The sequence below is a fragment of the Massilia sp. 05N420 genome, assembly GCF_056397205.1.
Window position 1 is genome coordinate 19,703 of sequence record NZ_JBFTMX010000044.1, and the last position, 23,790, is coordinate 43,492.

Annotated in this window: 30 protein-coding genes and 1 pseudogene; 3 read left to right on the top strand and 28 right to left on the bottom strand. The window is 67.4% G+C overall.

Features of this window, described 5'->3' with window-relative positions:
* Positions 1-40: 40 nt before the first annotated feature.
* Complete coding sequence (locus AC1DIX_RS22770) at positions 41-604, top strand: DUF2059 domain-containing protein (protein ID WP_477327626.1); 564 nt, start codon at positions 41-43, stop codon at positions 602-604.
* A 3-nt stretch (positions 605-607) separates the two neighbouring features.
* Complete coding sequence (locus AC1DIX_RS22775) at positions 608-1,372, top strand: hypothetical protein (RefSeq protein ID WP_477327628.1); 765 nt, start codon at positions 608-610, stop codon at positions 1,370-1,372.
* 142 nt (positions 1,373-1,514) lie between these two features.
* Here AC1DIX_RS22775 and AC1DIX_RS22780 read toward each other — a convergent pair whose 3' ends face one another.
* The 12 genes from AC1DIX_RS22780 to flgB all read right to left on the bottom strand — a co-directional run bounded on the left by AC1DIX_RS22780 (position 1,515) and on the right by flgB (position 11,367).
* Complete coding sequence (locus AC1DIX_RS22780) at positions 1,515-2,552, bottom strand: hypothetical protein (protein ID WP_477327630.1); 1,038 nt, start codon at positions 2,550-2,552, stop codon at positions 1,515-1,517.
* A gap of 6 nt (positions 2,553-2,558) precedes the next feature.
* On the bottom strand, positions 2,559-3,470 hold the full coding sequence (gene flgL / locus AC1DIX_RS22785; protein ID WP_477249813.1) for a flagellar hook-associated protein FlgL: 912 nt from the start codon (positions 3,468-3,470) through the stop codon (positions 2,559-2,561).
* A 16-nt stretch (positions 3,471-3,486) separates the two neighbouring features.
* Positions 3,487-4,857 (bottom strand): flagellar hook-associated protein FlgK, encoded by a 1,371-nt coding sequence (gene flgK, locus AC1DIX_RS22790; RefSeq protein WP_477327632.1) that lies wholly within the window; start codon positions 4,855-4,857, stop codon positions 3,487-3,489.
* 65 nt (positions 4,858-4,922) lie between these two features.
* Entirely contained in the window at positions 4,923-5,264 is a 342-nt protein-coding gene (locus tag AC1DIX_RS22795) for a rod-binding protein (RefSeq protein WP_477327634.1), read from the bottom strand.
* Complete coding sequence (locus AC1DIX_RS22800; protein WP_477327636.1) at positions 5,264-6,448, bottom strand: flagellar basal body P-ring protein FlgI; 1,185 nt, start codon at positions 6,446-6,448, stop codon at positions 5,264-5,266. Before AC1DIX_RS22800 ends, AC1DIX_RS22795 begins: the two co-directional genes overlap by 1 nt.
* Positions 6,449-6,467: 19 nt before the next feature.
* On the bottom strand, positions 6,468-7,130 hold the full coding sequence (flgH, locus tag AC1DIX_RS22805) for a flagellar basal body L-ring protein FlgH (protein ID WP_442122739.1): 663 nt from the start codon (positions 7,128-7,130) through the stop codon (positions 6,468-6,470).
* Between the two features lie 12 nt (positions 7,131-7,142).
* Positions 7,143-7,928: a flagellar basal-body rod protein FlgG gene (gene flgG, locus AC1DIX_RS22810; RefSeq protein ID WP_477327638.1), complete on the bottom strand. Its 786-nt coding sequence runs from the start codon at positions 7,926-7,928 to the stop codon at positions 7,143-7,145.
* Between the two features lie 69 nt (positions 7,929-7,997).
* Positions 7,998-8,723 (bottom strand): flagellar basal body rod protein FlgF, encoded by a 726-nt coding sequence (locus AC1DIX_RS22815; RefSeq protein WP_477327640.1) that lies wholly within the window; start codon positions 8,721-8,723, stop codon positions 7,998-8,000.
* A complete protein-coding gene (locus AC1DIX_RS22820) occupies positions 8,723-9,904 on the bottom strand; it encodes a flagellar hook protein FlgE (protein WP_477327642.1) in 1,182 nt (393 codons plus the stop codon). The genes AC1DIX_RS22815 and AC1DIX_RS22820 overlap by 1 nt, the downstream gene beginning before the upstream one ends.
* Positions 9,905-9,920: 16 nt before the next feature.
* The gene (locus tag AC1DIX_RS22825) at positions 9,921-10,589 is read right to left on the bottom strand and encodes a flagellar hook capping FlgD N-terminal domain-containing protein (protein WP_477327644.1); all 669 of its coding nucleotides are present in this window, start codon (positions 10,587-10,589) and stop codon (positions 9,921-9,923) included.
* Positions 10,589-10,993, bottom strand: coding sequence for a flagellar basal body rod protein FlgC (gene flgC, locus AC1DIX_RS22830; RefSeq protein WP_442122744.1), 405 nt, complete (start codon positions 10,991-10,993; stop codon positions 10,589-10,591). Before flgC ends, AC1DIX_RS22825 begins: the two co-directional genes overlap by 1 nt.
* Before the next feature lie 14 nt (positions 10,994-11,007).
* Positions 11,008-11,367 (bottom strand): flagellar basal body rod protein FlgB, encoded by a 360-nt coding sequence (gene flgB / locus AC1DIX_RS22835; RefSeq protein WP_442122745.1) that lies wholly within the window; start codon positions 11,365-11,367, stop codon positions 11,008-11,010.
* A 76-nt stretch (positions 11,368-11,443) separates the two neighbouring features.
* Between flgB and flgA the strand changes: the two genes are divergently transcribed.
* A complete protein-coding gene (flgA, locus tag AC1DIX_RS22840) occupies positions 11,444-12,157 on the top strand; it encodes a flagellar basal body P-ring formation chaperone FlgA (RefSeq protein ID WP_477249806.1) in 714 nt (237 codons plus the stop codon).
* Here the strand turns inward: flgA and AC1DIX_RS22845 are convergent.
* From AC1DIX_RS22845 to AC1DIX_RS22920, 16 genes and pseudogenes are all read right to left on the bottom strand, one after another.
* A complete protein-coding gene (locus tag AC1DIX_RS22845) occupies positions 12,147-12,881 on the bottom strand; it encodes a glycoside hydrolase family 73 protein (RefSeq protein WP_477327646.1) in 735 nt (244 codons plus the stop codon). The genes flgA and AC1DIX_RS22845 overlap by 11 nt on opposite strands.
* Positions 12,868-13,296 (bottom strand): flagellar export chaperone FlgN, encoded by a 429-nt coding sequence (flgN, locus tag AC1DIX_RS22850; RefSeq protein ID WP_477327648.1) that lies wholly within the window; start codon positions 13,294-13,296, stop codon positions 12,868-12,870. Before flgN ends, AC1DIX_RS22845 begins: the two co-directional genes overlap by 14 nt.
* 2 nt (positions 13,297-13,298) lie before the next feature.
* Entirely contained in the window at positions 13,299-13,568 is a 270-nt protein-coding gene (gene flgM / locus AC1DIX_RS22855) for a flagellar biosynthesis anti-sigma factor FlgM (protein ID WP_477327650.1), read from the bottom strand.
* Positions 13,569-13,597: 29 nt separating this feature from the next.
* Positions 13,598-14,554 carry a flagellar motor protein MotB gene (locus tag AC1DIX_RS22860; RefSeq protein ID WP_477327652.1) on the bottom strand — a complete coding sequence of 319 codons (957 nt, stop codon included), beginning with the start codon at positions 14,552-14,554 and terminating at the stop codon, positions 13,598-13,600.
* Between the two features lie 18 nt (positions 14,555-14,572).
* On the bottom strand, positions 14,573-15,463 hold the full coding sequence (gene motA / locus AC1DIX_RS22865; RefSeq protein ID WP_442122751.1) for a flagellar motor stator protein MotA: 891 nt from the start codon (positions 15,461-15,463) through the stop codon (positions 14,573-14,575).
* Positions 15,464-15,488: 25 nt separating this feature from the next.
* Positions 15,489-16,220, bottom strand: a complete 732-nt coding sequence (locus AC1DIX_RS22870) for a FliA/WhiG family RNA polymerase sigma factor (RefSeq protein ID WP_477327654.1) — start codon at positions 16,218-16,220, stop codon at positions 15,489-15,491.
* Between the two features lie 23 nt (positions 16,221-16,243).
* Positions 16,244-16,705, bottom strand: a complete 462-nt coding sequence (locus tag AC1DIX_RS22875) for a flagellar basal body-associated FliL family protein (RefSeq protein WP_442122753.1) — start codon at positions 16,703-16,705, stop codon at positions 16,244-16,246.
* 21 nt (positions 16,706-16,726) lie between these two features.
* Positions 16,727-17,944 (bottom strand): flagellar hook-length control protein FliK, encoded by a 1,218-nt coding sequence (locus AC1DIX_RS22880; RefSeq protein WP_477327656.1) that lies wholly within the window; start codon positions 17,942-17,944, stop codon positions 16,727-16,729.
* 2 nt (positions 17,945-17,946) lie between these two features.
* On the bottom strand, positions 17,947-18,264 hold the full coding sequence (locus tag AC1DIX_RS22885; RefSeq protein ID WP_477327658.1) for a hypothetical protein: 318 nt from the start codon (positions 18,262-18,264) through the stop codon (positions 17,947-17,949).
* Entirely contained in the window at positions 18,257-18,646 is a 390-nt protein-coding gene (fliS, locus tag AC1DIX_RS22890) for a flagellar export chaperone FliS (RefSeq protein WP_442122486.1), read from the bottom strand. Before fliS ends, AC1DIX_RS22885 begins: the two co-directional genes overlap by 8 nt.
* An 11-nt stretch (positions 18,647-18,657) precedes the next feature.
* The gene (fliD, locus tag AC1DIX_RS22895; RefSeq protein ID WP_477327661.1) at positions 18,658-20,097 is read right to left on the bottom strand and encodes a flagellar filament capping protein FliD; all 1,440 of its coding nucleotides are present in this window, start codon (positions 20,095-20,097) and stop codon (positions 18,658-18,660) included.
* A 9-nt stretch (positions 20,098-20,106) separates the two neighbouring features.
* The gene (locus AC1DIX_RS22900) at positions 20,107-20,550 is read right to left on the bottom strand and encodes a flagellar export protein FliJ (RefSeq protein ID WP_442122488.1); all 444 of its coding nucleotides are present in this window, start codon (positions 20,548-20,550) and stop codon (positions 20,107-20,109) included.
* A gap of 8 nt (positions 20,551-20,558) precedes the next feature.
* Positions 20,559-21,875: a flagellar protein export ATPase FliI gene (gene fliI / locus AC1DIX_RS22905; RefSeq protein WP_477327663.1), complete on the bottom strand. Its 1,317-nt coding sequence runs from the start codon at positions 21,873-21,875 to the stop codon at positions 20,559-20,561.
* Positions 21,872-22,558, bottom strand: coding sequence for a flagellar assembly protein FliH (gene fliH / locus AC1DIX_RS22910; RefSeq protein WP_477327665.1), 687 nt, complete (start codon positions 22,556-22,558; stop codon positions 21,872-21,874). The genes fliI and fliH overlap by 4 nt, the downstream gene beginning before the upstream one ends.
* The gene (locus AC1DIX_RS22915; protein ID WP_477327667.1) at positions 22,555-23,577 is read right to left on the bottom strand and encodes a FliG C-terminal domain-containing protein; all 1,023 of its coding nucleotides are present in this window, start codon (positions 23,575-23,577) and stop codon (positions 22,555-22,557) included. Before AC1DIX_RS22915 ends, fliH begins: the two co-directional genes overlap by 4 nt.
* Positions 23,558-23,790, bottom strand: a pseudogene (locus tag AC1DIX_RS22920) (flagellar basal-body MS-ring/collar protein FliF); the annotation flags it as partial. The gene AC1DIX_RS22915 and the pseudogene AC1DIX_RS22920, both read right to left, overlap by 20 nt.

Here is a 23,790-nt window from a genome sequence, read left to right on the forward strand (position 1 = left end):
GTATACGCGGCCGTTCTGAACTTACATTTGGAGTGATGAGATGAACATGTCCCGATCGATGTCTGTAATAGGTGTGGCCGCGGGCCTGGCCCTGGCCCTGGCGGGGAGCGCCGGCGCCCAGAACGCGGCGGGCGTGCCGGCCGAGAAGCAGGCGCCGGTGAAGCGCGTACTGGCCAAGATGGCGCTCGATTCCGTCGGCATGCAGATGCTGCAGGCGCCGGTGGCCGAGATGGTCCGCCAGTCGCGCGTGGTGGTCACCAGCCGGGTGCCGGCCGAGAAGCAGGAAGCGGCGATGAAGGAGGTGACCGACGAGGCCAATAAATTCATCGAGCAGGAAGCGCCGCCGCTGCGCGCGAGCACCCAGGCCGTGGTGCAGGCCAGCGTGGCGCCGCTGCTGGCGCAGAAGTTCAGCACCGAGGAACTCAAGCAGCTGGCCGACATTCTCGAGTCGCCGCTGCTGGCCAAGTTCGAGAGCCTGGTGCCGGAGATGAAGCGGACCGTCGGCGAGAACGTGGCCAAGGCCAACGCCGCGCAGATCCAGCCGAAGATGACGGAGCTGCAGAACCGCGTCGGCCTGCGCCTGCGCACCGCGGTGGGGCAGTAAGCGATGGACTGGATGACGCAGAAGCGCGAGAAATCCCAGCTGGGCCAGATCCTGCTGGGCAAGAAGCTGATTTCGGAAGCCCAGCTGGATGCGGCGATCCGCGAGCAGGGCCGCAGCGGCCGCAGGCTGGGCGAGATCCTGGCCGACATGAAGCTGATCACCGAAGCCCAGGTACGCGGTGCGATCCGGCGCCAGCGCAACCTTCGGATGGCGGCGGCGCTGGCGACGGCCCTGCTGGGGCCCTTGCACGCCTATGCCGCGGTGACGGCGGCGCCAGCCGCGGCGGTGTCGACCCGCGCGGCCGGCGAGCGCTCGCTGCGCGAATTGTCGGACGAGGAGCTGGGCGAGATCATGGCCCAAGGATGGAACAAAGGCGGGGACGACGCCGCCCTGCGCGACCAGGCCCGCCAGCTGGAGCTGCGCCTGGCCGCCCTGACCGGCCAGGCCGGCGTGAATGCGGCCCGCAACCCGGTGAGCGCGCTGCCGGACGGCGGCGTGCGTGTGCTGGGCGAGCTGGCCCAGGTCTTCAATCCGCTGGCGATGCTGCTGTCGGCCGACACCACGGTGCGCGACGTGAGCTATGACGCCGCGAATTCGCACGCAGTGATCAACAAGGACGGTTCGATCACGCTGCGCATGCCCAGCACCATCGGCGAGATCAGCTTCCGCAATATCCGCGTGGGGAGTGCGCCGGGGCCGAGCTTCGGCAGCGTGGAAATTCGCGATATCGATTTGCGGGGGACGACGATCAGTGTGAAGCCGCACTGAAATCGTTGGCTTCAAAACGTCGTCCCCGCGCAGGCGGGGACCCAAGTTTGCGAGCGTTAACGCAGCGCATGCAGAACTTGGATCCCCGCCTTCGCGGGGACGACGTAATTTTAGTGCGGGCGACCTTGTTTTATCGGTTGGCTCAGCGCAGGCCGAGCAGCGCCAGCACGCGTTCGCGGCTGACGCCCACCAGCGCCGAGGTCAGCGACAGCAGCGACTCGTAGTCGGGCTTCGTGGCGGTGCTGGCGAACTGCTGGGCCGCGTCCTGGGCTTCCGGCGGCGGGGTGGTCGCCTGGGTCATTTCGACGGTGGCGGCCGACAGCGCGTTGCTGGCGGCGTCGCGCGAACGGCGTACGCGTTCGAGCGCCTGCACCACTTCGCGCAGGCTGGAACGCAGGGCGTCGCCGGTGCTGTCCGCGGGCCACTGCTGCGGGGCGAGCGCGGGCGAGACTTCATCGGTGGCCACGCGGCCGCGGCCACTGATCGCGATGCTGTCCTTGACCGCCGGCCAGTTCGATTCCGGCGTCGAAAACACCAGCCCGCCCTGGCCATCGAGACCGGCGCGCACGCCCATCGGCGACATCGCGCGGTCGATCGCGGCCGCGATCTCGTCGTCGGTCTGGTCGGGGCCGATGCTCACCGACAGTTGCGGACCGCCGTTGCCGCCGACCGAGAAGGCCAGGCTCTGCGGACCGGCGCTGCGCAGCGAGGCGAGATCCAGGCCGCGGATGCGGAAGCGCTGGGTGGCCGGGTTGCCGGTGAAATTCAGGTTGCTGTCGATGCCGCCGCCGGCGTTCTTCTGGCGCGCGGCGAGGGTCGCGGCGAGCTGGCGCACCTGTGCGCCCAGCTGGCTGTCGTTCTGCTGGCGGGCGGCGCTGCGGGCGCCGGCCAGCTTGGTGCTCAGCGCGCCCTTCACGGCTTCGAGCTGGCCCTGGACCTGGTCGAGATAGTCGAGCGCCTGCTGGGCGCGGGCGACCTGGTCCTGCAGCGCGCCGACGGCGCTGGTGGCATTGCTGCGCAGCGGAGCGGCGGCGCTGCCGGCCACCTGCTTGTCGGTAGCGCCGGTTTCGCCCGTGTTCGTGACGGCGCGTGACCGCACCACGGGCGCCGAGACGCGCGCGCGGGTGTCAAGGGGGCTGCCGGTGCCGCCGGCGGTCGTTGTACGTAATGTGGTTTCCATTGCGGATCAGAGCGCTGCGAACAGGGAGAGATTACCGATCTTGCTGTATGCCTTGTAGCTTGCCTGGAGTGCCGTCGAATAGCCGTTCAGATCGATCGCCGCCGTACCGACGTCGAGCTGGCTGAGGTCGAGCAGCGCCGTCTGGTTCGACAGGCTGACGTTCGCGTGGTTGGCGTCGATCGTCTTGAGGATGTTCTGCTGGCCGCCGAGTACCGCGACCTTGCCGGAAAAGAGATTCATGGCGGCGTCGAAGCCGTCCAGGTTGTTCGAGAGGACGGTGCGCACGGCCGGATCGCTCGGGTTCACGCCCGGCGCCGACAGGGTGGAGATGGTCTGGTCGAGCTGGTTGAGCAGCTTTTCCAGGCCGCTCACGTTCTGGTTCGCGACCTGGGTGATGCCGTTGCCGACCACCACGGTCTGGTCGTTGACGTTGCCGGCGAAGCTGTAGCGCGAGCCCAGCGGCGCGCTGGCGTCGAAAGCGATCGGCGCGACGTTGGTGGCGGTGCCGGAGAACAGGTAGCGGCCTTCCTGGTCGATCGAATTGGCGGTGTACATCAGGCTGTCGCGCAGGGCGCTCAGCGAGGTCACCATCGCGTTCAGGTCGGCCGGGGCATTGCTGCCGTCCGAGGCCCACACCAGCAGGTCGCGGCCGGAGTTCATGTCGCCGGTCATATTGCCCAGGTAGACCTCGTTCTTCGACAGGCGCTGCTGCACCGCGACGATGTTGTCGCGGTACTGGGCGATGGAAGCTTCCTCGCGTTTCAGGCGCGAGATGCGCACGCTGCCGACCGGGTCGTCCGACGGCACCTGGATGCGGTTGCCGTTGGCCATCTGCTGGGTCAGCTCGGTGATGCGGGCCTGGTTCTTCTGCAGCGATGCATTCATCATCGCCTGGTATTGGCTGGTCGCGATACGCATGGTTCTCTCCCTACTCTCAACCCATCATCGCCAGGGTGGCGTCGAACAGTGCGTTCGCGACCGACATCACCTTCATATTGGCCTGGTACATTTTCTGGTATTCGACGAGATTCACCGCTTCCTCGTCCTGGTTCACGCCGCTGGTCGACTGCCAGTCCGCCTCGGCCTGGCCGCGCATGGACTGGTAGGTGTCGAGCGCGCCCTTGTTCTGCTGGCTGTCGACCGCCAGCTTGCCGACCAGCTGGGTGTCGGCGTCGCTGAGCAGCACCGAGCCCAGGCCGGTGAGCAAGATCGACTGGCTCTTGATGGCGACCAGCTTCTGCAGGTTGCCGGTGTCGCCGGGCGTGCCGTCGCTGGAGAAGGCCAGGTCGGCAGTCTGGAAGCCGCTCGCCACCTGCAGCATGTTCGAAGTGCTGCCCGGGGTGTAGACGAACAGCGGCTTGCCGGGGTTGCCGTCCATGGTCTTGCCGAGCGCGAGCTGGTTGTTGACCTTGTCGGCCAGCTGCTGGGCCATCTCGGCCACGTTGTTCTGCAGCGGCAGCAGCACGTCTTTCTCGTAGGCGGACAGGCCGCCCAGCTGGCCGCCGGCGCGGGTCACGTCGAGGCCGAAGGTGGTGCCGGCGAAGCTCAGGCTGAAGCTCTGGTCGGCGCTGCCGGTGACGGTCAGCTTGCCGGCGACGCTGCCCAGCACCAGCGACTGGCCGCTTTTCAGCGAGACGTTGCGGGTGCCGTCCGGCTGGTCGCTGACTTCGAGCGCCATCTGGCTGGCCAGGCTGTCGATCGCCTGGTCGCGCTGGTCGATCAGCGAGGAGGCATTGCTGCCGGTGGCATTGGCGTTGGCGATGCGAGAGTTCAGCGAGGCGATCGCGGCGATCGAGGTGTTGGCCGAGTCGACGATCGCGCTGCGCTGCTGGCGCAGCGACTGCAGCTGCGAGTTGTAGACGTTGTTCAGGCTGTTGAAGCGCTGCGACAGCAGGCCGGCCGCGGTCACCACCTGCTGGCGCAGCGGGGTCGAGGTCGGATCGACGCCGGCCACCGCGTTCAGGGCCGCGAAGAATTTGTCGATGCCGCCCGACAGGCTGGCGTCGTCGTTGCCCATCACGGTTTCGAGCTGGGTCAGGTAGGGCTGGGTCTGTGAACGCTCGCCCAGGTCGGACCCGGCGCGCCACAGCTGCTGGGTCTTGTAGTTGTCCGAAAAACGCATCAGCGAGCTGACGATCACACCGTTGCCAGCCTGGGTCGAGCCGGCCGCGGGGCCGACCGCGCTCAGCAGGGCTGCCTGGCGGGTGTAGCCCTTGGTCTGCAGGTTGGCGATGTTCTGGCTGCTCGAGGACAGGGCCAGTTGCGATGCCAGCGCGCCGGACAGTGCGTTATTCAGGATGCTCATTGCGTGTCTTTCTTATTCGGGATCAGCAAGCGATCAGTAAGCGGTCAATCATCAAGGGCGACCGTTTACTTGGATTTATTAAGTCCTTGCGGCAACAATTGCCGCAGAATCGCATCCGCCACACCGAAGGCACGCTGGTTCGCCATGTGGCCGGCCAGCAGCTTGTCGGCCATGTCCAGCATGTCGCTGTTGACCGGATCCTTCATCGGGCTGTCCTCGGGCGCCAGGGTGCGCTGGCTTTCGCGCATCTGCTGCAGCATGTGCGAGATGAAGAAGCTCTCGAATTCGACGGCGGCCTTGGTGGCCTTCTTGACGTATTCCGGGGAGGGGACGTCGGCGGCCGGCGCCACCGCATCCTTGTCGGCGGCTTGCGCCTGTGCGTTCAGCGGGTCGAGTTTATCGAGCATCAGATCACCACCAGTTCGCCTTCGATGGCGCCGGCCTGGTCCAGCGCCTGCAGGATCGCCATGATGTCGTCCGGCGACGCGCCCAGGCTGTTGACCACGTCGATGATGGTCTGCAGCTTGGCGCCGGCCGGCCAGTGGAACATCTGGCCCGAGCCCTGGTCGACGGAGACCTTGGATTGCGGCGTGACCTGGGTCTGGCCCTTCGAGAACGGGCCGGGCTGGCTGACCGCCGAGCTTTCCGAGATCACGACCTTCAGCGCGCCGTGGGTGACGGCGGCCGATTTCACGCGCAGGCCGTCGGAGATCACCACGGTGCCGGTGCGCGAGTTGAACACGACCTTCGGCACTTCGAGGCCGGCTTCGACCGGCATGTTTTCCAGCTTGGCCACAAAAGCGACCCGCTCGGTCGGATTGACCGGCGCGACCACTTCGACGCTGGTGCCGTCGGCGGTGGTGGCGACTTGGCCGAAGCGGCGGTTGATGGCCTCGACGACGTTGGTGGCGGTGTCGAAGTTCGGATGGCGCAGGCGCAGCACCACCTGCTGGCGGGTCGCGAAATCGGTCGGGATCTCGCGCTCGATCTGGGCGCCGTTCGGGATCCGGCCGCCGGTCGGTGTATTCACCGTCACCGAGGAGCCGCTCTTGCCGGACGCCGACAGGCCGCCGACCACCAGGTTGCCCTGGGCCAGGGCGTAGACTTCATTGTCGGCCGCGCGCAGCTGGGTGAGCAGCAGGGTGCCGCCGCGCAGGCTCTTGGCGTCGCCCAGCGAGGACACGGTGACGTCGATCGCCTGGCCGCGGCGGTAACCCGGCGGGAACACGGCCGACACCATCACCGCGGCGACATTCTTGTTCTTCGCTTCTTCGCCGTTCGGCAGCTTGACGCCAAACTGCTTGAGCATGTTGACCACCGACTGGCTCGAATACTTCACCTGGGTCGAGTCGCCGCTGCCGTTCAGGCCGACCACCAGGCCGTAGCCGACCAGCGGGTTGTCGCGCACGCCTTCGACGCTGGCCAGGTTGCGCAGCGGCTGCACGCGGCTCTGCGGCATGGCGGTAGCCGCCGCGCTTGCCGGACGGGCGGCCGACGCAGCCGGCGCCGCCAGGGCGGGCAGGGCCAGGGCCGCGGCCAGCGCCATCGAAATGATACGGAAAACCGAACCAGTGGAAGAAATTCGAATCATGTTTTGCCTTGGGTAGCGCTCAGAACGGCATCAGCGGACCGGTGAAGAACCGGGTCAGCCAGCCGGGCGTGTTGGCTTCGGCCAGCGTGCCCTGGCCGGAGTAGGCGATGCGGGCATTCGCCACGCGCAGCGAGGACACCTGGTTGTCGTTGTCGATGTCGGCGGCGCGCAGGTAGCCGGCCACGCGCAGGAATTCCTCGCCCTGGTTCAGTTGCAGGCGCTTCTCGCCGGCCACGCGCAGCAGGCCGTTCGGCAGCACTTCCTGCACGATCACGGTGACGGCGCCGGACAGCGCGTTCTGCTGGGTGCTGGTGGAATCGCCCTGGAAGCTGCGGTCGGCGCTGGCGCCGACGCCGGTGCGGCCCAGGGGCTTGCCGAGCAGGGTGATCGGGTTCACGGTGGCGCTCGACCCCTTCGAGAAGCTGGTGCCGGCCTTCTTGCTGGCCTGGGTGGTTTCCTGCAGCAGCACGGTGACGACGTCGCCGACGCGGAAGGCGCGCGCATCGGAGGTCAGCGACACGGTGTCGGACGAGAACACGCCGCCGGAGATGCCGGCGCGGGCCGCCGACGCCTTCGGCAGGGCCAGCGCGTCGTCGACCGGCTTCGGGTTGTTCAGGGGGACGCTCGAAGCGCAGCCCGCGAGCAGCAGTGCGGCTACTGCCGCGGTGGTCAGACGGATCATGTGATGAGCGTATTAGCGGGAAGCGGAAGCCAGGTACTGCAGCATGTTGTCGGCGGCCGACAGCACCTTGGTGTTCATCTCGTAGGTGCGCTGGGCGGCGATCATGTCGACCATCTCCTCGACCACCTGCACGTTCGAGCCTTCCAGCGCGCCCTGCTTGATCTTGCCGAAGGCGCCGTCGCCGGCCCGGCCTTCGTTCGGGGTGCCGCTGGCGGCGGTTTCCTGGAACAGGTTCTCGCCCAGGGCCTGCAGGCCGGCCGGGTTGACGAAGGTGGTCAGGGTCAGCTGGCCCAGTTCGGTCGGCGCGATATTGCCCGGGACGGTCGCGCTGACCATGCCGTTCTCGCCGATGGTGATGCCGGTGGCGTTGTTCGGCACCGTGATCTGCGGCACCAGCGGCAGGCCTTGCGCGTTGACCAGCACGCCGTTCGAATCGACCGCCAGCTGGCCGGCGCGGGTATAGGCCGGCTGGCCGTCCGGACGGCGCACCTGCAGGAAGCCGTTACCGGAGATCGCCACGTCGAGCGACTGGCCGGTGGTCTGGATGCTGCCGTTGGTGAAGACCTTCTGGGTGCCGACGATATGGGTACCGTTGCCGAGCTGGACGCCGTTGGAGACGGTGTTGTCGGCGGTCTGGGCGCCCGGCTGCTTGTCGACCTGGTAGAACAGGTCTTCGAACACCACGCGGTCGCGCTTGAAGCCGACGGTGTTCACGTTGGCCAGGTTGTTGGCGATGGCTTGCAGTTTTGCGTCCTGGGCCTGCACGCCGGTCTTGCTGATCCACATTGCTGGATTCATGGACTACTCCTTGTTCATGGGGTCAGAGCCCGGTTCTCTCGGGTGGGCTCTGACCCCATCTGATTACGATTAGGCGCCGATGAGACGGTTGCCCGCTTCATTCATGCTGTCGCTGGCCTTGAACAGGCGCATCTGGATTTCGAAGCTGCGGTTCAGGCTCATGGTCGCGACCATTTCCTCGACCGCCGAGACATTGCTGCCCTCGAGGGCGCGCGGCTTGACCTTGACCGCCGGGTCGGCCGCCAGGTTGGCGCCGTCGCGGGTGACGATCAGGCCGGCCTCGTTCTTGGTCAGTTCGGTGCCTTCGGCATTCACGAGCTTGAGCTTGTCGACCACCTGCATCTGGGTCGCGCCTTCGGTCAGCACCGAGATCGTGCCATCTAGGCCGATCTCCACCGCGGTGTGCGGGGGCAGGGTGATCGGACCGCCTTCGCCTAGCAGCGGACGGCCGTGCACCGACAGCGCGCCCTCGGCGTCGATCTCGATCTCGCCCGAGCGGGTATAGGCTTCGCCGTCGCCGAACTGCACGGCGAGGTAGCCCTGGCCGCCGATCGCGACATCCAGCGGACGGCCGGTTTCGCGCACGCTGCCGGCGCGGGTCAGCACGGTGTCGGCCCGCATGGTCGACAGGTGGCGGTCGTCGTAGCCGAAGCCGGCCAGCTCCGTGTTCCCTGCCGTTTCCATGCTGGCGCGGAAACCGGAGGTATCCATGTTCGCCAGGTTGTTGGCGTGGACCTGCTGCGAGCGCAGCAGGCGTTCGGCGCCGGAGACGGCGGTGAAGATCAGCTTGTCCATTACAGGGCCTGCATCAGGGCCTGCATCATCTGGCTCTCGGTGGTCAGCACCTTCGAGTTGGCCTGGTAGTTGCGTTGGGAGGTCATCAGGCCGACCAGTTCGGAGGTGATGTCGACGTTCGAGCCTTCCAGCGCGCCGGTGTTCAGCTTGCCCGACAGGCCCACGCCAGGCACGCTGTACAGGGCGGCGCCGGAATCGGCGTTGGCGGTCCAGCTGGTGTCGCTGATCGCCTGCAGGCCGCCTTCGTTGGGGAAGGTCGCGATGGCGACAGTGCCGACCACCTGCGACTGGTCGTTGCTGTACTTGGCGACCAGCGAGCCGTCCTTCGACAGCTCGACGCCGACGAAGGCGCCCGAAGCGTAGCCGTCGCTGCGGTTGGTGGTGGTGGTGGCTTCGCCGGCGAAGCGGGTGGTGCCGGTGTAGTCGAAGGCGATGGAGCTTGCGGCTGCGCCGCCGGTCGCCGGGATGGCGACGGTGCTGGTGCCGCCGCTTGCCAGCGCGCCCTGGTTGTCGAAGGTCAGCGTCGCGCCCTTGGTCGGGGTGCCGGCCGAATCGACGGCGTAGTAGACGTCGACGGTATTGTCGCCGGTCTTGACGAAGTAGGACGAGACGGTGTGCTGGGCGCCCAGCGAGTCGTAAGCGACCGACTGCTTGACCATGTTGTAGGTGGTCGAATCGCCCGGGTTCGGGGTGCCGGCGATCGGCTTCCAGTCGGACGACAGGTTGCCGACGAAGTTGACCTTGGTGGTCGCCACCGCCGGGATCTGGCCGGTCGGCACCTGGATGTCGCCCATGGTGCCCAGCGCGCCGCCGTTGGCCGGGCCGTAGCCCTGGACCTTCTTGCCGTTGCTGTCGATCAGAAAGCCCTTGGTGTCGGTCGAGAAGATGCCGACGCGGGTATAGGTCAGGCCGCCCTGCGGGTCGCGGCTGACGAAGAAGCCGCGGCCGTCGATGGCGGCGTCGAGGGCGCGGCCGGTGGTCTGGGTGCTGCCGTTCTGGCCGATGGTCTGGGTCAGCGAACCGACCTGCACGCCGTTGGCGGCGGTGCCGGCATAGACCGAGGCGAAGTTCGTGCGGCTGCTCTTGAAGCCGTAGGTGGCGGCGTTGGCGATGTTGTTCGAAGTGGTTTCCAGCGACTGGTTGATGGCCTGGATGCCGGACAGGGCGATGTCGAAGCTCATGTCGATTCCTTGTTCTTTAAGATGCGGTTTTACCGTTGAAACCGGTGATGGACGAGGGATCGACCTCGCCGATGTTCGCCACCTGCAGCACCACGCCGCCGTTCGCGACGCGCACGCTGTTCAGGCGTGCGGCGACTTCGATCTGCAGGGAGGTGCCGTCCGAGGGCTTGGCCTGGATCGCATAGGTTCCCGGCGGCAGGCCGAGTGCATCCGGGTCGATCGTGAACGACTGCGCGCCCGAACCATGGGCGCCCAGTTCGATCGTGTGCTGCTGGCCATCGAGGCCGGTCAGCACCAGCGTGGTGGCGCTGCTGGCGCCGTTCAGCTGGATGCTGCCGTTGACCTTGCTGCCGTCCAGCTTGACGGCATTCGTCGCGACCGTGACTTCCGAGCCGACCTGGCTGCCCATCGCCAGGGTCTGCATGCTCTGCAGGATGCTGGCGTTGGCGGTGGTCATCTGCGACAGGTTCTGCAGCGCCTCGGTCTGGGACAGCTGCGACAGCTGGTTGACGTAGGCGGTCGGGTCCTGCGGCGACAGCGGATCCTGGTTCCGGATCTGCGCTACCAGCAGCTTGGTGAACATGTCGCGGTTCTCGCTGGTGCTCGCCTGGGCCGCGACCTTGGCCGAGCCCTGGGCGCCGGTGCCGTTGAACTGGCTGTTGGTGGTGGAGGTGGTGGCGACCATCAGCTTTCTCCCAGCTTCAGCAGCGACTGCTGCATCGACTTGATGCGGCCCAGTACTTCGACATTGGTCTCGAATGCGCGCGAGGCCGACATCATGTCGGCCATCTCGGCTACTTCGTTGACGTTGGTGTAATAGACCATGCCTTCGGCATCGGCCTTCGGATTGTCCGGCTCGTGCACCCGGCGCAGCGGCTCGGCGCTCTGCACCACGTCCAGCACGCGCACGCCGCCGCCGGCGGCACTGTCCATCGCGGCGGCGAACACCGGCTTGCGCGCGCGGTAGGCTTCGGCCTCCGAGCCGGCCGACACGTCGGCGTTGGCCAGGTTGCTGGCGATCGTGTTCAGGCGCACCGACTGCGCCGCCATCGCCGAACCGGCGATCTGGGAGATATCTTTGAAGCCCATGCTGGTCGTGCCCCTTATTGGCCGTTGATGGCCTTGGCCAGGCCACGCAGCTGCATGTTGATGAAGGTGAGGCTGGTATTGAAGTCGGAGGCGTTCTGCGAGAACGCGGCCTGTTCGACCCCGATCTCGACGGTGTTGCCGTCGGCGCTGGGGTGGTAGGGCACGCGGTACAGCGGCGAGTCGTCGCCGAGGCTCAGCTGGCCGTTGTCCGCATCCTGGCGTTCCTGCATCATGGCGCCGAAGTCGAGGTCGCGCGCGGTAAAGCCTGGCGTGCTCTCGTTCGCGATGTTGGCGGCCAACACCTTGGTGCGCTCGGCGCGTACCTCGAGCGCGTCGGCATGCACCCCGAGCGCGGCCTTGAAGTTAATCGTCATGTGCAGAAACCTCCGGTTTTATTTGAACTTCAGTGTGATTGGTTAGAATCAGGTTTTTCGCTGACGCTATTGTCTAATGATTGCTTTCCGTAAGGCAACCCTTGTTGCTTCGTCATTTGCATTATTTTGTGCGTTTGCACAAGCCGCCACGCAATCGATTCCGGTGCAAATCGAACAAGCCGCCCGTGCCGAGCTCGACCGGCAGATGGCCGCCGCCGGCTTGACGGAGCCCCAATTCGAGGTTGCCGTCGTTACCAGCCGCGCCGCGCCGCCGTGCGCCCAGAACGTCGTCATCGAAGCGCTCGACACCCGCTCTCCGCAGAGAATGCGCTTCCTGGCGCGCTGTAATGACACCCCCGGATGGCGGTACGAGTACATCGTCCGCGCCCGCGTGACGGCGATGGTGGCCATCGCCGCGGCGCCGGTCGCGGCCAACGAAGCCTTGACGGATGCGCAGGTCACGATCGAGCGCCGTGATATTTCCAACATCGCCGATCCAATCAGTTCGCCTGATGAAGCTATCGGACAAATGTCACGCCGCATGTTGCGTCCTGGAGACATTTTGCGCAGCGGGCAGCTCAGCGCGCCGGTCCTGGTCAAGCGCGGCGATGCAGTACTCATGATTGCGCGCCGCGAAGGCGTCGAAGTCAGCACGGCCGGCGAGGCGATGGATGCCGGCGCGCGCGGCGCCGTGGTCCGGGTGCGCAACGCCGGCAGCGGCCAGGTGGTGCGCATGCGCGTTGCCGGGCCGGGCACCGTCGAACCCATCGATAGCGGGCTCAGCCGCTGATTCCCTGCAGCTTGCCGGCCAGCCGCGACAACTTGGCCGCGTAGCCCGGATCGGTTGCATAGCCGCCCTTGGCCAGCGCCGAGGCGAAGGCGTGGGCGTTGCTGCCGGCTCCCAGGGCGCCGCGGAAGCGCGGGTTATCGATCAGCATTTGGGCGTAGTCGCGGAAGGCGCTGGCCTGGTCCGGATAGGCGCGGAAGCGCGCGCTCGTCTTGAGCGCTGCGCCGCCGACGTATTCGGTAGTCGCGGATTCGGCGACGTCGCCGGCCCAGCCCTTGCCGGCCTTGATGCCGAACAGGTTGAAGCTCGAGCTGCCGTCGGCGTTGCGCAGCGGGCGCTGGCCCCAGCCCGATTCCAGCGCGGCGTGGGCCGATACCAGTTCGGGGGCGACGCCCAGCTTGTCGGCCGCTTCCTTTGCCCACGGTGCGATGCTCTCCAAAAAAGCCTGCTGGTCGGGCGACGCCTCGCCGCCGTCGCCGACGATGGCGTTGGCGGCCTGGCCGACGCGCGCCTGCCATATGCTGCCTTCCGCGCTCAGCATCGCACGACCGCTGCCGCCAACGACGCTGTCGCCGCTGCCGTTCTGGATGAAGGACGCGACTTCTTCCTGGACCGAGCCGAAGATGTTCCCGAAGCCGCTACCGCCGCCGATGCCCGCCGTCGGGCGGGTCGCTGCGGTCGGCGGGGTCGCCGTGATCGAGGCAGTGGTGAATTCAGTCTGGCGCATAGAGCTGGTCCTCGCCGTGCAGTACGCGCTGCATCACGGTGTACTGGTCGGCCATCAGCTTGCCGTTGCGGGCGGTGGCCTCCTTGCAGTCGCGCACCTGCTGTTCCAGCTGCTGCCAGTCGGCAGTGGCGCGGCCGCGCTGCGCGGCCGGCAGGCCGTTCAGCATGTCGTCCATGGTGGCGACGGCGCCGTGCAGGGCGCGCACCAGCTGCACGCGCTGCTGGCGGCGCTGTTCCATGGCGTCGAGCTGGGGCATCAGTTCGCCGGCCAGCGCGCCGAGTTCGGCGGCGCGGTGGCGCAGCGCGGCCTGGAACTGGCGCTCCAGCAGCTCGCGGATGACGGAGCAGGATTGCATGTCGTGCCGGATACCGTCCAGCAGGCGGGCGACAGCCTGGTCGCGGGTCAGACGGCCCATCGTCAGCCCTGACTGCCGTGAAAGCGCTGGATCAGGCCCGCCAGGCGGCCGGCGTCGAAGGGCAGCTCGCCCTTCTGCAGGGCGTCGCGCAGTTCGGCGACCCTGGCGGCGTCGAAGTCGGGCAAGGCTTTCAGCGCGCTTTGCGCCGGCTGCAGCACGCTCGATTCGAGTGCTTCGCTGGCGGCGACGGGGACTGCGGCGGGAGCGGCCACGGGGCCGCCGGCCTGCGGCGCGATCGTGATGGAAGGTGTGGAGGCGCCTGTGATCTTCATGCGGGATCCTCGGGGTTTGGATTGAATCGTCATGGTTTCTTCGGCAATTGGCTGCGCAGTTCCTTGAGCGCGTCCTCGCCCGGCTTGGTGATCGACACGTCCTTGCTCAGGTCTTCGGTCTGGGCGGGCGTACCGAACATCGCGGTAATGGAGGCAGCCTGTTTGGTCGTCAGGATCAGCAGTTCGATACGGCGGTTGACGGCGGCGTCGGGTTTGGCGGCATCGACCGGTGCGCGGTCGGCCATGCCGACCACCTGCAGGACGCTTTCCTTCCGCATGCCGCCGATCAGGAGCTGGGAGCGCGCAGCCAGCGCGCGATGGGCCGACAGGCTCCAGTTGGAGTAGCTGTTCGGGTCCTTGCTAGTGTACTGCAAGGAGTCCGTATGGCCTACGACCAGCATCTGATTTTCCATGTTTTCGAACAGCGGCGCCATTGCGCGCAACAGTTTTGAAAAACGGTCAACGGGAATCGGGCTGCCACGCACGAACATGCCCTGGCGGTCGGTATCGTGCAGCATCACGCGCAGGCCTTCCGGCGTGACCACGGTGGCCAGGTTCGATGCCAGGCCGGCATCGGCGCTCATCTTCTGCAGGGCGTGGGCCAGCGCCGCCAGCTCGGACGGCGATTCATAACGGGTGTGCGCGGTGGCCTTGCCGCCGGCGTCCGGCCCCTGCGCGCCGCCGTTCGCCTTCGGCATCGGGAAGCGTTCGATCAGGCTGCCGCTCGGATTCCCGGCGATCTCGTGCCTGCCGCCGCTGCCTTCGATCAGGCCGGCCGCGGTGTTGTCGCGCACGATGCTCTTGAGGGCCGAGGCCTCGCGCGCGGCGATCAGCCACAGCACCAGGAACAGCGCCATCAACGCCATGCAGAAGTCGGCGAATGCCACCTTCCACGCGCCGCCGTGCTCGTCGTCCTGCTGCTTGCCGCCGCCACGCTTGACGATGGTCTCCTCGAGGTGCTTCTCGCCTTTTTTTGCTGCTTGCATGCTGGTCCGCCCCGTCCCTTAAGCGCGCTTCCTGGCGGCGCCGGCATCTTCGCCGTCGGCCATGGCGTTGATCCAGGTTTCCAGCTGGGCGAAGCTCGGCTTGGTGTTCAGCTGGATCAGGCGGCGGCCGGCGTCGATCGCCAGCAGCGGCGGCTTGCCGGCCACATGGGTGCACAGCACGACCTTCACGGTCTCCATGGTCGACGCTTCCGAATTCACCAGCTGCTTCATCATGTTGGAGATCGGATCCAGAACGCCATAGCAGAAGAAGATGCCGATGAAGGTGCCGACCATCGCGGCGCCGATGTGCTCCGCGATCTCGGCGGTGTCGGCGCCGCCGCCGACCGAGTTCATGGTCATCACGATGCCGAGCACCGCGGCCAGGATGCCGAAGCCCGGCATCGCCTCCGCGATCTTGTGCAGCGACTTCGAGGGCTGCATCAGCTCTTCGTGGATGGCGTCCAGTTCCTGTTCCAGCACGCCTTCCAGCTCGTGGGCGTTGATCTTACCCATCGCCATCAGGCGGAAGTTATCGACGATGAAGGCCAGCAGCTTGGGCTCTTCGAGGATCAGCGGATAGCGCTGGAACATCGGGCTTTCCTTGGGCGCCTCGACGTGGGCATCGAGCGCCTTCAGGCCGCCGGCGGCGGTCTGCAGCAGTTCGTACATCAGCAGCAGTAGCTGGCGCTGGAATTCCGAGTCGTGCTTCTGGCGGCCGATGATCTTCTTGAACTGGACCAGCAGCTCGGCCAGCACGTGCTTGGGATTGCCCACCACCAGGGCGCCGACGGCGGCGCCGACGATGATGAGCATTTCGATGGGCTGCCAGATGGCGCCGACGGTGCCGCCCATGAAGGCAAAGCCGCCGAATACGGCGCCCAGCACGATCAGGATGCCAAGGATTTGCATGTTGTTACCTTTCTTGTTTGGTCGTTCAGGCCTGGGCCAGCGCCGCTTTCATCTTGGCCAGCGCACTCTTGTTCAGCTGGCAGACACGGGCGTCGGACAGGTCGAGCACGGCCGCGATTTCCTTGTAGCTGAGCTCGAATTCGTAAATCATCTGGATCACGCGCTGCTCGCGCTCGGACAGGGCGTTCAGGGCCTGTTCGAGACTGCGGCGCACGATGAACTGTTCTTCCGGTCCCGGCGCGCTCTGGGCGCGATCGGTCGCTTCCTGCAGCACGTCGTCGAAGCTGAGCAGCTCCTCGGCGACGTCGTCCAGCAGGAACTGGCGCCATTCGTCCTGGTCGATGCCGAGGGCTTCCGCGGCTTCCCGGTCGTTCGGCTCGCGGCCCAGCTTGCGGGTGAGGGCGCGCACGGCGTCGCGCATCTTGTGGCTGTCCTGGCGGACCGCGCGCGGACGCCAGTCCTGGCGGCGCAGTTCGTCGAGAATGGCGCCGCGCACGCGCAAGGAGGCATAGCTGGCGAAGCCGGTGTCCGGCGTGCCGTAGCGGCGCAGCGCCTCCAGCAGGCCGATCAGGCCGATCTGTTCCATGTCCTCGCGTCCCATCGCGCCCGACACCTGCGAGTTGAGCTGGCGTGCGATGCGCTTGACCAGCGGCGCATAGGCCACCAGGTGGCGCTGCTCCTCCGCTGCGCTCATCGCCGCGTGCATGGCGGCGCCGGCGTACTCGGTGCTGGCGTAACTGTCGGCGTAGTCGGTCATGTAACCCACATTGTCCCCGGCTGCTATTCGATGATCAGTTTGCCGATCATGACTTCCGCAAACGGCTTTTCAGCATGCTTGCGCTCATAGTCGGCATTGAAGGCGCGATTCAGCTGCGCCGCGTATTTTTCGACCGGCATGGTCGAGGCCTCGGCCATCGTGAAGTTCGACAGCGTGCTCACGGCCAGGCTGCGCAGCAGCGGCAGGTTTTCCTTGGTTTCCTTTTCCCTGGACGGCTCGGTGGCCAGCACCAGGTCGGTCGAGAGGTAGTGGCTCTCGTCTTCGTTCGGGCCGCGGCGCAGCATCACGATGACCTTGTCGAGGGTGACGTATTTCATCGGTTTGGCAGCCTTCGGCTTTTCCTCGGCTGCCCTCTTGTCCGCGCCCGCGGCGACGGCCGGCTTGGGCATGAACCACCACACGGCGCCACCGGCGCCAGCGGCGCTCAGGATCACGGCGCCGGCAATGGCGATGATTGTTTTCATTTTGCTCATCGTTGTCTGACCTTAGTCACGTCCACCCAGGGAGAAAGCGGACGCATTGTTGCCTGCTTCGGCCAGGGCGCGGCCGGGCTGATTGTCTTCCTGCTCGCGGTCCTGCCGGCGGCCGCGGCCCTGCTGCGGATCGCCGAATGGCGCCGCGCCGTTCTTCGGCGCCGGGACGACCGTCACGGCGACCTCGGTGAACTGGCGCTGCGACAGGTCGCTGCGCAGGTTGTCGCTGACGGTCTGCAGCTGGCGCAGCACCTCGCCGTTGGAGGCCGAGATGTTCACTTCCAGCGCGCCGGCATTGTGACGGATCGCGATGTCGATGCGGCCCAGTTGCGGCGGCTCGAGCCGGATCACGGCCTGCTCGATGCCATTGCCGACCTGGACGTTCATACGCTGGCCGAGCGCTTCCTGCAGGCTCTGGCGCCATGCGGTCGGCGGGCCGGCCAGCTTGACGGTGTCGGCGGCCGCTGCGGTCGGCGCCGGCTGCGATGCGATCGCGCCGGCGAAGGCGGCGCGGTCCGGCGTACTTGCCGGCGCAGCGTTGCCGGTGCCGCCACGGTCGCTGCCCGCATCCTGGCCGCCGGCATTTGCGGCGGCGCCGTCGTTCTGCGCATGGACGGCGAAACGCACCGCCGGCACGGCGTCCGGCTGGACCTGGCGCGCGGCCGGGGGCGAAGCCGCGTCGGCTGCCTGCGGCAGGGCCAGGGCGCGGTCCGGTGTTGCGGCGCGGCGGCCATCGGCGCCGGCCGCGGCGACGGCCGCGGTAGCGCCGGTAGATCTGGCGTCGTCACCGGACTGCGCGCCCGGCGGCTGCGCGGCCTGCACCGCCTGCGCCACCTGGACCGGGGTCAGGGGCATCAGCGGCATCGCCATCGCGGCCAGCAGCGCGCCGTCCTGCGGCGGCTGCGCGGCGCYGGCGCCGTCGTCGGCGGCCTTGTCCGGCGTGGCGGCAGCGGCGTCGCCCGCCTGGGTCGTGGCGTCCGGGGCCGCGCCGTCGGCCGGGAGGCTGGCCTGGACCGTCAGTGCCGCGGCCTGCGACTGTTGGCCGAGCCAGGCCGCGAAGGGCTGGCTGGCCGCGCCAGGCTGGGTGGCATCAGGCTGCGCAGCGTTGGGCTGCGCGGCAGTCGGCTGGGCGGCGCCCGTTGCGTCGGACGCGGCCTGGGCCGGCTGGGCCGGGCCGGCATTCCTGGCAGCGGCGCCGGCGGATTGGTTGACGGTATTCAGCATCATCATGGTCAAGCCTGGCTCGAGGCAGGTTCGGTTGCGTCGTGCATGGCGTAGGCCATCCAGCCATCCTTGTTGGCGCGCATGTCGTCCATGCGGTCCTTCAGGGTCCGGGCGGCGACGGCGACGGCGTCGGCGGCGTGATCGTGGGCTTCGCGCAGGCGCTGCAGGGCCGCGCGTTCGGCGCCGCTCAGCGGACCTGCGGCGGCGAGCGCGTCGAGCTGCGGGGCCAGTGTGCGCGTCATCTGCGCCACCTGTTCCCAGGCGGCGCCGTCTGCCGCGCGGCGCAGCGACTCGGCGGTACGGAGGAGGGCGGCCGATTTATCCATTGCGCGCCTGCACGCCGGCCCAACCCTGGCGAATGGTGGTGAGGACCTTCACGACTTCGTCGACCATCTGCGGGTCCTGCTTGACCCCGGCGGCATGCAGGTGCTGGGTGCAGAAATCGTAGAGGTTCGCCAGGTTGGCGACGACCTGTCCACCGCCGTCGAAATCGAGGGAGCTGGAGAGACCGTTGATGATGTCGTTGCACTTGTTGATGCTGGCGGCGCGCTGTTCGTAGCGCTTGGCGACGATGTGGGCGCGGGCGCGGGCCAGCTCTTCGAGCAGGCCGTCGGTAAGCAGCAGCACCAGCTCGATCGGCGAGGCGCGCGAGGTCTGCGCCTCCAGGTTGACGGCGTGGTAGCTGCCGTAGGCTTCTTGATAAGACATCGGAATATCTCTTAGTTTGACTTAGCGTTGCCGAAGAGCGCGTCGAACATCGACACGTTGCTGTTCATCCTGGCCTGCAGGGTCTGCAAGTCGGTGAACTGTTTCAGGTAGCGGTCGTAAGCGGCGTTGTACTGGGCATCCAGGTCGGACTGGCGTTTGGTCAGCGAGGTTTGCAGCTTGGTGATCGAATCGTTGCGCTGGTTGATCTGGCCGGTGGTGCTGTTGCTCCACTGGTTCAGGTAGGTGTTCAGGGAGCCGGCGATGCCCGTCGGGCTGCCGATGCTGGCCGATCCGATCAGCTTGTCCAGGCTGGTCGGATCGAGCGCCAGCTGCTTGGTCAGGCGCGCCGTATCGAGGCTCAGGGTGCCGTCGCGTGCGGCGGTGATGCCGTACGAGGCCAGCGACGGGTTGCCGGTTGCGCGCAGCATGCTGACCAGCCTGCCTTGCAGGGCGCGGACACCGGCGTCGTGCGCGAATGCGCCGGGGCTGGCGCCGGACGACGGATCGCCCGGATCGACCAGGCCGTCGATGACGGACTTGAGCTTGTTGTAGGCGTCGACGAAAGCTTGCACATTCGATTGCGTGGCGCTGGCGCTGCTGCCCACGGTCAGGGTGAACGGGCTTTCGGCCGCTGTCTGGGCACGGGTCACGGTCAGCGACACCCCATCGATGTTCGTGAAGGTGTTCGAGGCCTGCGTGATCGGGGTGCCGGTGGTGGAACTGGTGGCGCCGTACAGGAGAATCGCATCCGTGGCTGCGGCGGTCACCGTGCGCTTGTCGAGCGCCAGGCTGCCGGCGAGCGTGGTGCCGGCGGCGCTCGGGTCGAGCCAGACATTGTTGGCTACGCCGGTGTTCGCCGAGGTCAGCACGAGTTGCGGCACGCCGGCAATCGTGACCACGCCAGCCGACACCCGGCCGGCGTTGGTCGGTTCGCTGTTGATCGCGGCGGCGATCTCGCGCGCGCTCAGGCTGCCGTCGCCATCGGTATCGGCGGCGGCGTTCAGCTGGACCGTGAATTGTCCGGTCTGCGTGGCCGACGGCGAAGGCGGGACCGGCGCGGGCGTCGCCGGCGGCGCCAGCGTGAGCGTCAACTTTCCTCCGATTTCGCCGTTTTGAGGGATCTGGTAGGACGCCTGTCCCGCGGTCGCCACCTGCTGGACGAACAGGTTGTAGGTACCCGCCGCGGCGGTCGACTTCGCGGTCGCGCTGCCGACCGTGGTGTTGGACAGGGTTGCGCTCTGCGCCAGCATCGACTTGCCGATGCCGGTCAGGGAGCCGAGGCTGGTCTGGAAGGCGGAGATCGCCGAGCCCAGTTTCGACAGCGCGGTCGAGGTGGCGCTGGCGGTCTTGGTCTGGCTGGTCAGCATTTCCTGCGCGCTCGCGGTCAGCTTCTGTGCCATCGCCTGCGCGGTGCTGGTCGGATCGTAGGTTGGGGCGTTAATACTGGACATGCTTGCTCCTTATTGATTTGCCAGCCACGACTGCGTGGCGATGTCGTCTTCCTGTTTGCGCTGGGCGCGGTCCTGCTCGCGCGCGAACGCGGCTTCGTGCTGGGCCAGCACCTTGCCGAGCAGCTCGCGCCTGGTCCAGGCCTGGGCCAGGTTGCGCTGCGAGACCGCCATGTTCGCGTCAATCAGGTGCAGGTCGGTGCGCTGGGTGTCGGCCAGCGCGAACACGGCCTGCTTGTAGTTGCCGCAATTGGCCGCCAGGGCCGGCGACAGCTTGGCCCCGGGCTGCGCCGACGGGCCGCTGCCGACCGCGAGGTCGGTCAGGCGCTCGACGGCGGCCTGGTAGCGCGCGCGCGTCGCTTCCTGCCTGGCCAGGTCGGCCTGCAGGCGTTCGACTTCGGTGCTGCGCAGGCGCACCAGGGTGCCGAGGCTCGTGATCGTGTCGCTTTTGTTCATCCGGTTGCTCATGCCATCATCGCCATCAGCTGGTCGACGCAGGGGCCGAAGGGAGCGTCTTCGCGCGTGCCCTGGCACAGGAAGGCTTCGATGTGCGGATGCAGCTTCACCGCGCGGTCGGTTTCCGGATCGGCACCCGGCTGGTAGGCGCCGAGCGGGATCAGGTCGCGCACCCGCGCATGCTTCGCCATCGCCGCCTTCAGCCTGCGTGCTGCCTGAGCATGGTCCGGCGTGACCACCTGGGCCATGCAGCGGCTGATCGACTGGGCGACGTCGATCGCCGGGTAGTGGCCGCGCTCGGCCAGCTCGCGGGTCAGCACGATGTGGCCGTCGAGGATGGCGCGCGCGCTGTCGACCACCGGGTCCTGCTGGTCGTCGCCTTCCGCCAGCACGGTGTAGATGGCGCTCATGCTGCCGTCCGGGTTCTCGCCGTTGCCGGCCGATTCGCACAACTGTGGCAGATTCGAGAATACCGACGGCGGATAGCCGCGCGTCGCCGGCGGTTCGCCCAGCGACAGCGCCACTTCGCGCAGCGCCATCGCGTAGCGGGTCAGGGAATCGCACAGCAGCAGCACGTTCTGGCCGCGGTCGCGGAAGTGGGCCGCGATCGCGTGGCACAGTTCGGTCGCCATCACCCGCATCAGGGGGCTTTCGTCGGCCGGCGCCACCACCAGCACAGCTCGACGCAAACCCTCCACGCCGAGCGACTTCTCGACGAATTCGCGCACCTCGCGGTTACGTTCGCCGATCAAACCGACCACGATCACGTCGGCCACGGTCTGGCGCGTGATCAGGCCGAGCAGCACCGACTTGCCGACGCCGGAGCCGGCCATCAGGCCGACGCGCTGGCCCTTGCCGAGCGTGAGCATCGAATTGATCGCGCGTACGCCGACGTCCAGCGGCTCGTCTACCGGCGCCTTGCGCAAGGGATTGACCCTGGGCGGCGTGGTGGACAGGGTCTGGTCGCCGCCGAGGCGGCCCAGGCCGTCGATCGGCTCGCCCAGGCCGTTCACCATGCGGCCCATCCACGAAGGACCGATCTGGATGCTGGACGGGCCGCTGACGGGCAGCACGCGGGCGCCGGTCACCAGGCCGTCGGCCTTCTTGAACGGCATCAGGTAAGTCACCTTGTCGCGAAAGCCGACCGCCTGCGCGTCCAGCCAGTCGCCGTCGACCAGTTCGACGCGGCAGCGCTGGCCGGTGTGCAGCTTCACGCCGACGCTCTCGAGCAGCAGGCCCTGCACCGCGACCAGGCGCCCGGTGGGCGTGGCCACCGGCACCGCGCCGATGTCGAGCGAACGCAGGGTCTGGGCCAGTGCGCTCACGCTTCCTCCGCCTCTTCGGCAGCCAGGCCTTCACGCACCTGCTCCATGCAGGCCGCGAGACGGCCCTGGCAGCCGGCGTCGACTTCGTGGTCGCCGGCCTTGACGCGGCATTCGCCCGGTTCCAGGCTCGGGTCGGCCAGCAGGTTCCATTTCCTGGCCCGCTTCGGATCCAGCTCCTGGATGCGCTTGAGCTCTTCGGGGTTGAGCAGCACCTCGACCTCGTCGCGGGTCGGCGGCATCGCCGCCAGCGCCTCGTCCACCAGCGCCAGCATCTGCACCGGCTGCAGCGCCAGTTCGGCGCGGATCACCTGGCGGGCGATCTTGCCGACCAGGTCCACCACTTCCTTGCGCTGGGCATTCTTGAATTCGGTCTTCAGCTTCTTCAGGGCGCGCAGCATGGCGTCGACCGGCTTGGACATCGCTTCCAGCTCGGCGAGCGCCTGCTGGCGGCCTTCCTCGATGCCGCGCGCCAGGCCTTCGACGTGGCCGGCATCGAAGCCGTCGCTGCGGCCCTGCTCGACGCCGACGTCGTAGCCGTCCTGCTGGCCCTGGCGAAAGCCGTCGGCCATCGCGCCCTGCCAGTCCTGTTCCGCGGTGGCCGAGATTGATGTGGGCGAGGTGCTGGCGCTGGCGGCCAGGAATTGGGCCAGGGGCGGGAAGTGATAAGGCCGGAACTGCTTCATTCGGCGGTCGCCTCGGCGAACAGCTGGACTTCGATTTCACCGTTGTCGGCCAGGTCCTTCACGGCAGCCATGATCTCGCGGCGGGTCTGCTCGATGCGCGACATCGGCACCGGTCCGGAGCGGCGCATCAGGTCTTCGAAGCTTTGTGCCTGGCGCTTCGGCATCGCGCCCAGGATCGCATCGCGCAGGGCCGGCTCGGCGCCCTTGAGGGCGACGGCCCACTGTTCCAGCGGGATTTCGTCCAGCAGGCGCGTGATGGTCTGTTCGGTCTGTTTCGACAGGATGAAGAAGTCGTACATCGACATCTCGATCTGCGACACGACTTCCGGATCGTGGGCGCGCAACAGCTCGACCATGGTGGCGCGGTTGTTCGGCAGGCGGTTCAGGATCTCGGCCGCCTGGCGCACGCCTTCCACGGTGGCGCTCTGGGTATCGAGCGCGGACAGGCAGCGCTGCACAAGCTCTTCCAGTTCGGCCAGCAGCTCGCGGTCGATCTCTTCCAGGCGCGCCAGGTTCAGCAGCACCAGTTCGCGGCCTTCTTCCGGCAGCGCGTCGATGATCTGGCCGGCCAGCGCGGGCGGCAGGAAGGCCAGGAAGACGGCCTGCATCTGCACGTGCTCGGCGGCGATGTAGTCGGCCAGCCACTTCGGCGAGGCGTACTGCAGGCGCGCCATCATCGGACGGATGGCGTCGCCGTAGATCGTATTGAGAACGCTGTTGGCGATCTCGCTGCCCAGCGCCAGGTCGAGCGAGCGCTTCAGGTAGTTGCGCGAGGCGCCGTGCAGGCCGCTCTGCTGGCGGTAGTCGTCGAAGAACTTCTGGATCGAGTTCTTCACGGCGTCGACCTTGATGCCGCTCATCCGGCTCATCACCTGGGTCAGCTCGATCAATTCCTCGCGCTCGAGGCAGCGCAGCACGGCGGCCGCCGGTTCCTCGCCGATCGACAGCAGCACGATCGCGGCCTGTTCGACCGGGGTCAGCGCCACTTCCTGCACGTCGTTATTGTTCAGATCCGCCATTTTTCTTCTGCACCCATTGTTTGACCACTTCAGCCACCCGCTCCGGCTCCTTGCCTGCCAGGACCCGCAGATGGTCGACCATCACGTCCACGGCCGAACCGGCCGGTGGCAAATCATAGTTTTCCAGCAGCGGCTGGACCGGCATCGCGTTGCCCAGCGAAGGCGTGCCCGCCGCCGGCAGCGCTGCCGCCGCGCTGCCCGCCAGTGCCGGCG

Coding starts and splice junctions, on each gene's coding strand:
- AC1DIX_RS22770 (WP_477327626.1), top strand. CDS start 41: ATGAACATGTCCCGATCGATGTCTGTAATAGGTGTGGCCGCGGGCCTG.
- AC1DIX_RS22775 (WP_477327628.1), top strand. CDS start 608: ATGGACTGGATGACGCAGAAGCGCGAGAAATCCCAGCTGGGCCAGATC.
- AC1DIX_RS22780 (WP_477327630.1), bottom strand. CDS start 2,552: ATGGAAACCACATTACGTACAACGACCGCCGGCGGCACCGGCAGCCCC.
- flgL (WP_477249813.1), bottom strand. CDS start 3,470: ATGCGTATCGCGACCAGCCAATACCAGGCGATGATGAATGCATCGCTG.
- flgK (WP_477327632.1), bottom strand. CDS start 4,857: ATGAGCATCCTGAATAACGCACTGTCCGGCGCGCTGGCATCGCAACTG.
- AC1DIX_RS22795 (WP_477327634.1), bottom strand. CDS start 5,264: ATGCTCGATAAACTCGACCCGCTGAACGCACAGGCGCAAGCCGCCGAC.
- AC1DIX_RS22800 (WP_477327636.1), bottom strand. CDS start 6,448: ATGATTCGAATTTCTTCCACTGGTTCGGTTTTCCGTATCATTTCGATG.
- flgH (WP_442122739.1), bottom strand. CDS start 7,130: ATGATCCGTCTGACCACCGCGGCAGTAGCCGCACTGCTGCTCGCGGGC.
- flgG (WP_477327638.1), bottom strand. CDS start 7,928: ATGAATCCAGCAATGTGGATCAGCAAGACCGGCGTGCAGGCCCAGGAC.
- AC1DIX_RS22815 (WP_477327640.1), bottom strand. CDS start 8,723: ATGGACAAGCTGATCTTCACCGCCGTCTCCGGCGCCGAACGCCTGCTG.
- AC1DIX_RS22820 (WP_477327642.1), bottom strand. CDS start 9,904: ATGAGCTTCGACATCGCCCTGTCCGGCATCCAGGCCATCAACCAGTCG.
- AC1DIX_RS22825 (WP_477327644.1), bottom strand. CDS start 10,589: ATGGTCGCCACCACCTCCACCACCAACAGCCAGTTCAACGGCACCGGC.
- flgC (WP_442122744.1), bottom strand. CDS start 10,993: ATGGGCTTCAAAGATATCTCCCAGATCGCCGGTTCGGCGATGGCGGCG.
- flgB (WP_442122745.1), bottom strand. CDS start 11,367: ATGACGATTAACTTCAAGGCCGCGCTCGGGGTGCATGCCGACGCGCTC.
- flgA (WP_477249806.1), top strand. CDS start 11,444: ATGATTGCTTTCCGTAAGGCAACCCTTGTTGCTTCGTCATTTGCATTA.
- AC1DIX_RS22845 (WP_477327646.1), bottom strand. CDS start 12,881: ATGCGCCAGACTGAATTCACCACTGCCTCGATCACGGCGACCCCGCCG.
- flgN (WP_477327648.1), bottom strand. CDS start 13,296: ATGGGCCGTCTGACCCGCGACCAGGCTGTCGCCCGCCTGCTGGACGGT.
- flgM (WP_477327650.1), bottom strand. CDS start 13,568: ATGAAGATCACAGGCGCCTCCACACCTTCCATCACGATCGCGCCGCAG.
- AC1DIX_RS22860 (WP_477327652.1), bottom strand. CDS start 14,554: ATGCAAGCAGCAAAAAAAGGCGAGAAGCACCTCGAGGAGACCATCGTC.
- motA (WP_442122751.1), bottom strand. CDS start 15,463: ATGCAAATCCTTGGCATCCTGATCGTGCTGGGCGCCGTATTCGGCGGC.
- AC1DIX_RS22870 (WP_477327654.1), bottom strand. CDS start 16,220: ATGACCGACTACGCCGACAGTTACGCCAGCACCGAGTACGCCGGCGCC.
- AC1DIX_RS22875 (WP_442122753.1), bottom strand. CDS start 16,705: ATGAAAACAATCATCGCCATTGCCGGCGCCGTGATCCTGAGCGCCGCT.
- AC1DIX_RS22885 (WP_477327658.1), bottom strand. CDS start 18,264: ATGGATAAATCGGCCGCCCTCCTCCGTACCGCCGAGTCGCTGCGCCGC.
- fliS (WP_442122486.1), bottom strand. CDS start 18,646: ATGTCTTATCAAGAAGCCTACGGCAGCTACCACGCCGTCAACCTGGAG.
- fliD (WP_477327661.1), bottom strand. CDS start 20,097: ATGTCCAGTATTAACGCCCCAACCTACGATCCGACCAGCACCGCGCAG.
- AC1DIX_RS22900 (WP_442122488.1), bottom strand. CDS start 20,550: ATGAACAAAAGCGACACGATCACGAGCCTCGGCACCCTGGTGCGCCTG.
- fliH (WP_477327665.1), bottom strand. CDS start 22,558: ATGAAGCAGTTCCGGCCTTATCACTTCCCGCCCCTGGCCCAATTCCTG.
- AC1DIX_RS22915 (WP_477327667.1), bottom strand. CDS start 23,577: ATGGCGGATCTGAACAATAACGACGTGCAGGAAGTGGCGCTGACCCCG.